The following is a 10,777-nucleotide window of genomic DNA, read 5'->3' on the forward strand; positions in this document are numbered from 1 at the left end:
CCTTTTAGAAAGATTTAAAAAATTACATACTATATGAAGGTAGTATTCCAGGTCCTAATGGAATATTAAACACCATAAATAATATAAGTAATATAGTCCATACTATTAAGAATGATATAGAGTATGGTATCATATTAGCAATTACAGTACCCATACCAGCATCTTTATCGTATTTTCTAGTGAATGCTAGTATAATAGGGAAGTACGGGAATAATGGGCTAAGTGGATTTGTGATACAATCACCTATACGATAAGCCATCTGAGTAAGTGCTGGATTGTATCCAACCATCATAAACATTGGTACAAATATAGGTGCAAGAATAGCCCATTTTGCAGATGCACTACCTATAAATAAATTTATAAAGCATGATAATATAATAAATCCTATCAATAATAAAGGTCCATTTATTCCTGCTGATTTTAAAAATTCTCCACCTTTTACAGCTAGTATCAGACCTAGATTACTATTTGTGAATAATTGTAAAAATTGTGAAGCAGCAAATGCTAGTATTATATATCCACCCATATCACCCATTGCACTAGCCATTATAGAGACAACATCCTTATCCTTCTTTATTTTACCTATAGTCTTTCCATATACAACACCAGGTATAAAAAATGCTAGTGCTATTATAGGTACCATACCTTTCATAAGAGGAGCATTGTTTGATAGCAAATCTCCTGTTTCTGGGTCAGCTAAGAATGGTTTTTTACCGATTACACTAAGGACTATTATAATAGCTACATATATTAATATGCTTATACCAGCTTTTTTAAGCCCTTTTTTTTCTACATCATTAAGACTCCCATCAACATCTAATTCTGCATTTCCTTCATATTTACCAAATCTAGGAGCTACAATTTTTTCTGTTACCCATGTTGCCAATAGTATTAGAACAAAAGTTGATGCTATCATAAAAAATAAGTTCATTGTTGCATTAGCTTGAAAACCAGAGTCAATCATTTGAGCTGCTGGAACTGTAAAGCTTGCAGCAAGTATATCATTGACACTTATCATAATGTTTGCGGCAAATCCTAGACAGACTGCTGCATATCCAGAAAATAAACCTATAAGTGGATGTCTACCAACACCAAGATATACAAGTGCAGCTAATGGTGGAAATAGTATTGTACCTGCATCAGATGCTATATTGGCAAGCATACCTATAGTCATTACAACAAGAGTTACTTTTGTTTCAGGAATCTTGCTTACTGATGCTTTGATTGTTGCTGTCATAAGTCCTGTTTTATCACATACACCAGCACCTATCATAGTTACTAAAACTAGACCTAAAGGAGCGAATCCCTGGAAATTACTAACTATGTTTCCTAAAAGAATTTGAAGCTGTTCTACAGTCAATAAATTTACAGCAGTTATAGTTTCGCCAGTACCAGGATGAACTACTGATATACCCATAGAACCAACTAGACTAGATAGTATAAGTAAAAGTACACATAACCCTAGAAATATTGTAACCGGGTCTGGTAATTTATTACCAACAGTTTCTATTCTGTTTAATGTCCTGTCAAAAAAGTTTTTCTTCTTAACTACGTTATCATTCATAATATCCTCCCTAATGTTTAAAAATATAATTAAAAAATAAGTATTGTGGTTCAATTTATAATGTAAATTCTGCTTGTCGATTTAAGACGTGTCCACAATATGTCCTAAAGAAAGTATAAAATAAACTTTTTACTGTGTCAATGCAATTTTCTGAATTTTCTGGTTGAGTAGTGTTAATTAAATATGTTTCAAGTAGATTAATGGCGAAAAATATCTGATAAATTTGGACAATATATATACTTTAAAGTTAATTTTAAAATAAAATTTTATAAAAAGCTAGTGGAAGATTAAGTTATTAAAACAAATAGTGTAACAAAATGTTGGGTTTTTGGAATAGCTAAAACTATCACTATACGTGAGGGTAAATATCTTTATCATATTTTTTATAAATAAATATCAAGGAGATTTTATAGAGGATAATATATTTTAGTAACTATTTATTGTTTATGTTTAATCTAAAAACTAAACGGAGAGAAGTATCCTGTTACAAAAATAAAGTGAAAGATAACAAAGGATGGTATAGCCTTTACAGCATATACCACCCTTAGTATTATGAAAATAATCTTTAACAGACTTATAAAGTTTTATCGTGTTTTTCTAGGAATGTTAGATATTCTTCCTTAGTCATAACTGGAGTAAAGGCATCTAATATATCTTTAGCATCCTTAGCATTATCAAAAAGAAGGTCTACAACTGTAAGTGCCATTGCTTTAGCAGGAATTATGTACGCTAAATCTTCATCAACTATTTCAAAATCTCTTGTATGAAGAGCACCTTTTACACCACCAATCATAGGGTGAAGAGTAGGCATTATATGAGATACATCTCCAAAATCAAAAGAACCTGTAAAGTCTCCACCATCAATAACTTTTCCTTTTAGACCTAAATCTTCAAGATTGTTTCTAAATAAATTATCAAGATTTTTATATCTTAATATTGGAAGATATCCAGGAATTTCAGTTATTTCAACATCAGCTCCGACTGCCATTCCACCAGCCATCAAAGCCTTATTTATTCTTTCATTAGCATCAATCATACCGTTTATAGTTCTAGCTCTAACATATGATTCCATATGAACATCAGCAGGAACCACATTTACTATATCTCCACCTTTTGTTATGATAGGGTGGAATCTAACTCTTTCAGATTCTTTAAAAGTTTCTCTAAGTGCATTTACATTGTTTATAGCAAGCATTGCTGCATTTAAAGCATTTATTCCATCATGTGGAGCAGAACCAGCATGAGATTCTTTACCTATAAACTTAACTTTTTTGCCAACGAATCCATTACTCTCAGGACCAACTAGAGCCTTATCTTCTCCTAAATCAGAAGAGTGAAACATCATAGATATATCTATATCATCAAAATAACCTCTTTTTATTAACTCTTGTTTTCCACCAAAGTAAGTTATTCTTCCTTCTTTTTTTAGTTGTTCTCTGTATTCCAACTCAATGAATTCTTCTGCAGGAGTAGCCATAAAAGATACTTTACCATCTAAATGTTCTAAAACGCCACTTTTTACTAAACCAACAGCAGCACCTAACATTCCAGCTATCTGAATATTGTGACCACAAGTATGAGATGCACCTATTTCATTAGCATCTTTATGTTCTTTACATGATATACCATCTAGTTCTCCAAGTATAGATATATGAGGACCTTCTTTACTAGAATTTGCATCTGCCTTACATCCTGTTACAGCTATATTTTTTTCTACAGATAAGTTTAATTCTTGTTCAAAGAAGTTTGAAACAGCTTCTGTAGTTTTAAATTCTTTATATCCATATTCTGGGTTCTTGTATATTCCTTGACCTATTTTCAATATTTTTTCTCTATTTTCATCTATAGTCTTTATTACTAGAGATTTTAATTGTTCTTTATTCATAATAAATTCCTCCTATATTTTACCTTGAATACTTAAAACTATATGAGCTATACTTGCACATGCAAAGAATATAGTTGTAAAGACAATAATTGAGATTATAACTATTTTCCATGACATTTCTTTTAAAGCTTCTATTTTATTTCCAACAGAAATTCCTGCAAAAGCTAGTAGTGGAGTAGTTATAGCCATAAAGTTAATATTATTAGTGTTAGTTAAAAATACTTCAGATGTTGGGCTATAAGGCATACTAAGTAAAAGTCCTATTATAGTTGCAAATCCAAAGGCTGGAAAGATTGATTTAGGAAATAAATCTTTAAATATTGTACTTATCTAAAATAAAAAATACGTTTTCTTAAGCATAATACGTTTTCCTATATAAAATAACAAAAACTATTTCAGATAAGTTTTAGAAGTGTCATTAACATGTCCTTAACTAAGGATAAAACAAAAATTTAACATTGTCAACGAAAAATATCTAAAATATTACATATTTTGAATATATTGTAATAAGGCTTTATTTATCAAAAAATTGTTTAAATATTGTAGGAATAATAGGTAAAAAGCTTTAAAATTAATAATATAAAATTAAAAAATAGTAAATTAAAATTTTAAAATAGATGGATGAAAGTAGCTTAGAAAATATAGAAATGAATAGTACAATAGAATATAATACAGAAGCAGTCTTAATTAGTTGTAAAAATAAAGATTAAATAAATTTAATGACTTTAGTAGGTGGTAGTGAATGAAAATAAATAGATTAACAGAAATAATAGTAATACTATTAAATAAAAAACTAGTAACAGCTAAAGAGTTGGCTAAGAGATTTGAGGTTTCTACAAGAACCATATATAGAGATATAGAAACTTTGTCTATGTCAGGAGTACCAGTATATACGACGAAAGGCAAGGGAGGAGGAATATCTTTAATAGAAGAATATTCTATAGATAAGACCATTTTGTCAAAAGAAGATAAAGAGAGTTTAATAGTGGCACTGAAAACATTACAAGCAACAAAGTATCCAGAAATAAATTCAGTAGTAAATAAAATTGGTTCAATATTTGGAGAGCAGAACTTTGCAAACTGGATTGAAATAGACTTTACTGAATGGGGAAGTAATTTTAATGAAGATGATAAATTTACAAAAATAAAAGAAGCTATTTTAAGGCGTAATACCATAAGCTTTGATTATGTAAATAGTTTCTCAAGTCAAACAAACAGAACTGTCGAGCCTATGAAGCTTATGTATAAGAGTAAGACTTGGTATTTGTATGGATTTTGTAAATTAAAGGCTGATTTTAGGATATTTAGAATTAGTAGAATAAAGAATTTAGTTGTAAAAGAAGAAGTATTTTCAAGAAAGGTTATAGAGGATGTATGTTTGAATGATTCTAAGGTAATTAAGGAAAATACTATAACTTTGAAATTGAGGTTTAAAGAAAAGATGCTTTTTAGAGTATTTGATGATTTTAATAAAGATTTAATAACCAAGAATGAAGATAATACATACGATGTAATTACAGAATTTCCTGTTGGGGAGTGGATTTATGGATATATTTTATCATTTGGGGATAATGTTGAAGTACTTGAACCTAGAGATGTTAGAGATAATGTAATAACTAGGTTAAAAGAGTTATCTAGAGTTTATTTATTAGAAAATAATGACTAGACTAAAGATTTTATCTAGAATTTATTTATTAGAAAATAATAGCTAGACTAAAGAAGTTATATAAAGTTTGTTCGTTACAAAATGTCTCACTAAGTTTAATTATATTAAAAATATGACATAAAGGTGTCGTATATTATAAATTATAATTAAATAAGTTCAAGACTAAAATAGATTAATAAAAACAAAGTGAGGTATAAAGTATGGATTATGAAATAGTAAATATAAGTAAAAAAATAGTTATAGGAATATCAAAAGAGACTACAAATAAAGATGGACAAGCGATAAAAGATATAGGTGAATCATGGAAAAAATTTATGGGGAAAGGTATATACAATGCTATAAAAGGCAAAAAAAATGAAAAGACAATAGGTTTATATACAGATTACCAAGGTGATTTTACAAGTCCGTATAATTTTGTTGCATGTTGTGAAGTAAATACTGATGTGGATAAATATAATAATTTAGACGAATTAAATGCTAAGGATAGTGTTGGAGAAATTGTTGTGAGTAAAGTTATACCAGCAGGTAAGTATGCAAAGTTTATTATAGTAGGAGATGCTCAAAAAGCTTTGGGAGAGTTTTGGGCTAAATTTTGGGAAATGGATTTTGATAGGACTTATATAAGTGATTTTGAAGAATATCAAAATAATATGTATGATATGAATAAACAGGAAATTCACATCTACATAGGTATAAAGTAAATTTATTTGTAGGATTTAGTATATAAAATTTACAGTCTGGAAATATTTATGTATATTTTTTAGATAAAAAACACGGTAAAATCTTGATTATCCCCTAAAACACTGTATCTATCGCAATATCTAAGGATTAGAAACACTAATTTTACTACTTACGAATGAGCCTTGATATGCCGATAATCTGAGATTTGCAAAGATATGGTACAGCACATCAGTATTGAAACATCAAAATTGAATAAAGCATATAGACTAAGGAACGCCACAAAGAAGCGTTCCTTAGGTGTAAGCATTATTTATGATTCATTTAAGTTTTTTACTAATTCAACGAAATTAGTTAGATTCTGTGAAAGCCATTTATCTTTGTGATATATTAATTGTGATTCTATTATATAATGTGTTTGATAATCAATTTTCGCTAATTCTTTCTTATTTAACTCATTCTGAACAACTAACTGTGGTAAAATACATATTCCCAAATTACTTAAAACTGCTTGTTTTATAACTTGTAAACTGCTAGTTTCAAGAACGATTTTAGGATTTATGGAATACTCTAATAAATCTTTTTCAAACATTTTTCTGTAGCAACAATTTTTTCCAGTTAGAATAAGTTTTTGATTTTCAAAATCATAGATTGATACATTCTCTTTTTTTGCTAATTGCTGTTGAGGTGTGGAAAAAGCACAAATAGTTTCACTGATTCTTACAACAGTTTTTAAACTTGGATGATTAATAGGAGTATCTAATACATAAGCTATATCTATTGTATTGTCTGATAGTAAAGATATAATATCTGGTGTATCTAAAACATATAAGTATATTTCTACAGCAGGATATTTAGTTTGGTAAGATTCTATAATATATGGCAGTCTATATATGCAGATTGATTCAGAAGCACCTATAACTATGCGTCCTTTCTCATTGTTTAAAAAGTTCTCTTTTAATTCTTTTGACAGACTTAGTATTTTTTTTGCATAGGGGATTAAATCATGTCCAGCAGAAGTTAGAGTAATGTTTTTTCCAATACGTTCAAAAAGTCTGACATCTAATTCTTCTTCGAGCTGCTTTATTTGCGTTGTTACATGAGACTGTGCGTAGTGAAGATATTCAGCAGTTTTTGTAAAATTTTTAATTTCACTTAAAAGTAAAAATGTTTCTAAATGTTTAAGGTTCATTTTATCTCCTTTCAAACAATCTCAAATCAAGATTGTTTCAATCAAAATAATCTATTTTATCAATTCATTTTTTTATGCTAACATGAAAATATAAAATAATCAATGAAAAATGGAGGTTAGTTATGAAAGCTATAAATTTAGTAAAAGAAGTTAATGTGTTAGAAAATTTGTATGTTTATAAGAAAGTTGGATATTTGAATTCTCATGTTCTTAGCGTTGTTCAAGTTGAAAACCGTACCTTGGATTTTCATACACATGAATTTTCAGATGAACTTTTTTTTGTAATCGAAGGCAGTTTTAATTTAGAAACAGAAGCTGGAAAAACTAAAGTAAATGCTGGAGAATTTATTATTGTTCCTAAAGGTATGAAACATCGCCCCGTAGTTGAAAAATTAACAAAGTTTTTAATGATAGAGTTAGAGGGAACATTAAACAAAGAAAATAGTGGCGATTTATATGAAGACTAAAGTTACCTATGTATGAAAGAGTGTTAAATAAGCAAGTTATTCTGTTCATTAAAGATATGACGAGATATTGTGGTGAAACGTAGTATTATTTGTGAGAAAAATGAAGAGATTTCATGAGGATATTAACTTATGAATTTTGATATAGAACTATTGCTTCACAAATGATGACATGAAAAGCGAGGAGTTTTTTACTTGTTTTTGATATGCTTTATGTAAAGGAGGTAAATGTAATGAAAGATTTATTAGGATATGAAGAGTATAGTTTTGTAAGTTCTAAAGATAAGGAATTTATATTGGCTTTTAATGCTGAAATGAATAGGCTTGGTTATACTTGTAATCAAACAATAGGAGAAGGATATTGTTGGGGTCGTAAAATGATTATTTACACAAAAGCAGGAGTAAAAAGTAAAAAATCATATGCTCGGATTTATCTGCGTGAAAATGATTTAATTCTACGTATGTATTTCAGCAATGTGGATAAGCAGAGACAGGCTATTGAACAAGCCCCAGACTATATTCAGCAAGCTTTTACAGGAGATTATGGAGCTTGTAAACATTGTCATAATATGAAAGAGGATTGTTCATGTAACCATAGGAAAAGCTATACCATTCACGGCAAGAGATATGAATTATGCGACGGATTTGCTTTTTGGTTTTTTTCTCCAGATGTTACAAAAATCCCAGAATATATTAAGCTGTTTCTTGCCTTTTACCCTAAAAAGAGGAAAAAGTAATAACAAATTTTTTGTTTGTATGTTAACAGGAAAATATAAAATAGTGTCGATTTATATGAAGATTAAAGTTACTTATGTATGAAAGAAGGCTAAATAAGCAAGTTGTTCTAAGCATTAAAGATATGACGAGATATTGTAGTGAAATGCAGTATTATTTAAACAAAAGTATATCTATTGGCAGATGACTCTATTTTGTACCATCAATAAATAGAGTATCCTTTGAAATCTCTTTATTATCTACAAGAAAGTTTGTAAACTGTGCAAACAAATTTTTGCTTACTAGTGAAAAATGAATACTATGAAATCTTGCAATTGTTGAATGGTCTGGAGCATACAAGAATCCCAGGCTCTTTTGAACTTGGGATTTATTTTTTTTATTGTCCAAAAATCATTTCACATTCTTTATTGTAAAAAGAAATTCCGACTTTTAAGATATTATTTATTCCTAATGCTAATAATTCATTATCATACTTTTTATCATTTATCTGTTTTAGTGCTATTTTAGCATCTTTTAATAATAATTCTTCTTTATCAGATTTTTTAAATTCCATAATAATTCCTAATTCAGATGGATTTTTAGGTATTATAAGTAGGTCTGCCCTTCCATCTCCAGCTTCTCTATTTGACTTAATTATATAATTATCTGAAAGTAAAGCCATAATACCAATAGTAAATACATGGTAATATTGTTCGCTTTCATCTCCTTTTAAATCAAAATAACTAAATACTCCAGCTAATATTTCTTTAAATCCTTTTTTAAATGATTCTGTATCTCCTTTTATTAAACTTAAAACAATAGGAATATATTCTTCTATTTTCATATCAATATTAAACCATTTAATTATTTCATTTTTAAAGAAATGTAAAACTTCTTTGTTAGGAATTATTAACCCAACTTGCCCATAATCATATTCATTAGATATCTTTAAATATCCACTAAAATATAATAAACTCCAAGGAGAAGTTGATTCATCTGCAATATATCTAAATGCTATATTCTCATCAATAATATCTATTACTTCTTCTCCACTTATAAGTTTTTCAATACCATCCTTGTGCTTAATATTTACAAGCTCAACGACTATATCATTTGAACTTGTGTTTATCCAGTATGGTTTTTCAATGTAGTTACCATATTTAGTAGCGTTCTCTATATATTTCATAATTGACCAAGGATTATATATTTCCATATCTCCAAATTTGTAACCGTCATAGTAATCTTCTAATAACTTTACATTTCTATCTATGCCAAAATGGTTCAGTATTTTCTCTACCTCTTTTTTAGTAAACCCAAAACAACTTTCATAACCTTTATCCCTAATAGTATAAACACTTAAATTATTTAACCCTGAAAAAATACTCTCTTTTGCTACTCTAAGAACGCCAGTCATAATTACTTTTTTTACATGTATATTATCTTTTATTGAATTTGAATAAAATGCTTTCATAAAGTTTATTATTTCTTCATATACCCCCTCTGTATATGCTTTATTAACAGGAGTATCATATTCATCAATCAATAATATTGGTTTTTTACCAGTAGTTAAATGTAATGTCTCAGATAGATATGCTATTGATTCAATTAAATCAGAATCTTTATTAGAATCTAATATGTTCTCAAATTTTTTAGCTTTTCTTCCTGATAATTCATCTATTAGATAATCAAAACGATCCAGCTCATTTTTTATCTTTTTTACAACAAGTTCTTTTAAGCTTTCTAAATCATTTATATCACAACCATTAAAACTTATAAATATAACAGGATATTGCCCCTGTTCTTTCATAATATCTTCATGTTTTGAAATTTCTAAATTTCTAAAAAGTTCTTTATTTTCTTCAGCTTCATTATTATAAAAAAAATACTTAAGCATACTCATGTTTAAAGTTTTTCCAAACCTTCTTGGACGAGTTATCAATATGTACTTATTATCTTCCCATACTTCTTTTATAAACAAACTCTTATCAATAAAATATGCACCACTATTTATATACTCTTTAAAATCAGATGTTCCTATCTCAAAAAATTTCATATTAGACACCTCTCTTATTAATTATTTTAACCTAATTTAGTATTTATTAAAAGCTGATTATTTTTTACAGAATTTAACTTCTTTTAATTTGAAATTAATTCTCTTACAGATGTAAACAAAAAGCTATCTAGGCTAATAGAAAGCCCCTTTAAGTCTTTTTAAAATTCTTTATACATTTTTGTTATGTATTTGTTAGACACACCTCTATGATACAAAAATCTTATTATTGCTAACAACATAACTCTGCTAAAACCATTTTTCAAAACCTTACCACTAAATAATAGCTGAATCTCAAACATAATAAACACTCCCTTAATAAACACTCCCTTTTTATTTTTTATTTAAATAAATACCAAAATCAATCTCATATTTTAATACGAAGTCATATATATTATTCATCATTTTAGCCATATTTTTATTTATAGCTTTTTTCCAAACAAAAGTATATCTATTGGCAGATGACTCTATTTTGTACCATCAATAAATAGAGTATCCTTTGAAATCTCTTTATTATCTACAAGAAAGTTTGTAAACTGTGCAAACAAATTTTTGCTTACTAGT

At 28.0% G+C, this 10,777-nt stretch carries 11 protein-coding genes; 4 read left to right on the forward strand and 7 right to left on the reverse strand.

All coding sequences use genetic code 11. The features are described from left to right. Nucleotides 1–22 precede the first annotated feature (22 nt). The 3 genes from KGF42_RS14785 to KGF42_RS14795 all read right to left on the reverse strand — a co-directional run bounded on the left by KGF42_RS14785 (nt 23) and on the right by KGF42_RS14795 (nt 3,695). Entirely contained in the window at nt 23–1,564 is a 1,542-nt protein-coding gene (locus KGF42_RS14785) for an AbgT family transporter (protein ID WP_227820817.1), read from the reverse strand. Nucleotides 1,565–2,138: 574 nt separating this feature from the next. Beyond that, nucleotides 2,139–3,449, reverse strand: a complete 1,311-nt coding sequence (locus KGF42_RS14790) for a M20 family metallopeptidase (RefSeq protein WP_227820818.1) — start codon at nt 3,447–3,449, stop codon at nt 2,139–2,141. 12 nt (nt 3,450–3,461) lie between these two features. Next, a complete protein-coding gene (locus KGF42_RS14795) occupies nt 3,462–3,695 on the reverse strand; it encodes a hypothetical protein (RefSeq protein ID WP_227820819.1) in 234 nt (77 codons plus the stop codon). Between the two features lie 496 nt (nt 3,696–4,191). On the opposite strand from KGF42_RS14795, the gene KGF42_RS14800 reads away from it, so the two are divergent. Together KGF42_RS14800 and KGF42_RS14805 are read left to right on the forward strand one after the other, a co-directional pair. Next, on the forward strand, nt 4,192–5,115 hold the full coding sequence (locus tag KGF42_RS14800) for a helix-turn-helix transcriptional regulator (protein ID WP_227820820.1): 924 nt from the start codon (nt 4,192–4,194) through the stop codon (nt 5,113–5,115). A gap of 200 nt (nt 5,116–5,315) precedes the next feature. Next, on the forward strand, nt 5,316–5,816 hold the full coding sequence (locus KGF42_RS14805) for a GyrI-like domain-containing protein (RefSeq protein ID WP_227820821.1): 501 nt from the start codon (nt 5,316–5,318) through the stop codon (nt 5,814–5,816). Nucleotides 5,817–6,106: 290 nt separating this feature from the next. Here the strand turns inward: KGF42_RS14805 and KGF42_RS14810 are convergent, their stop codons facing one another. Then, nucleotides 6,107–6,985: a LysR family transcriptional regulator gene (locus tag KGF42_RS14810; RefSeq protein ID WP_227820822.1), complete on the reverse strand. Its 879-nt coding sequence runs from the start codon at nt 6,983–6,985 to the stop codon at nt 6,107–6,109. A gap of 122 nt (nt 6,986–7,107) precedes the next feature. Between KGF42_RS14810 and KGF42_RS14815 the strand changes: the two genes are divergently transcribed. Further along, nucleotides 7,108–7,452, forward strand: a complete 345-nt coding sequence (locus KGF42_RS14815) for a cupin domain-containing protein (RefSeq protein ID WP_227820823.1) — start codon at nt 7,108–7,110, stop codon at nt 7,450–7,452. A gap of 230 nt (nt 7,453–7,682) precedes the next feature. Then, complete coding sequence (locus KGF42_RS14820; protein WP_227820824.1) at nt 7,683–8,186, forward strand: hypothetical protein; 504 nt, start codon at nt 7,683–7,685, stop codon at nt 8,184–8,186. A 187-nt stretch (nt 8,187–8,373) separates the two neighbouring features. Here the strand turns inward: KGF42_RS14820 and KGF42_RS14825 are convergent, their stop codons facing one another. From KGF42_RS14825 to KGF42_RS14835, 3 genes are all read right to left on the reverse strand, one after another. Next, nucleotides 8,374–8,523: a hypothetical protein gene (locus KGF42_RS14825; RefSeq protein ID WP_227826583.1), complete on the reverse strand. Its 150-nt coding sequence runs from the start codon at nt 8,521–8,523 to the stop codon at nt 8,374–8,376. 37 nt (nt 8,524–8,560) lie between these two features. Next, nucleotides 8,561–10,216 (reverse strand): AAA family ATPase, encoded by a 1,656-nt coding sequence (locus KGF42_RS14830; protein ID WP_227820825.1) that lies wholly within the window; start codon nt 10,214–10,216, stop codon nt 8,561–8,563. Nucleotides 10,217–10,374: 158 nt separating this feature from the next. Next, nucleotides 10,375–10,515 (reverse strand): hypothetical protein, encoded by a 141-nt coding sequence (locus KGF42_RS14835; RefSeq protein ID WP_227820826.1) that lies wholly within the window; start codon nt 10,513–10,515, stop codon nt 10,375–10,377. Nucleotides 10,516–10,777 lie beyond the last annotated feature (262 nt).

Origin of the sequence: Clostridioides sp. ZZV15-6383 (genome assembly GCF_020657735.1) — a bacterium.
Taxonomy (GTDB): domain Bacteria; phylum Bacillota; class Clostridia; order Peptostreptococcales; family Peptostreptococcaceae; genus Clostridioides; species Clostridioides difficile_D.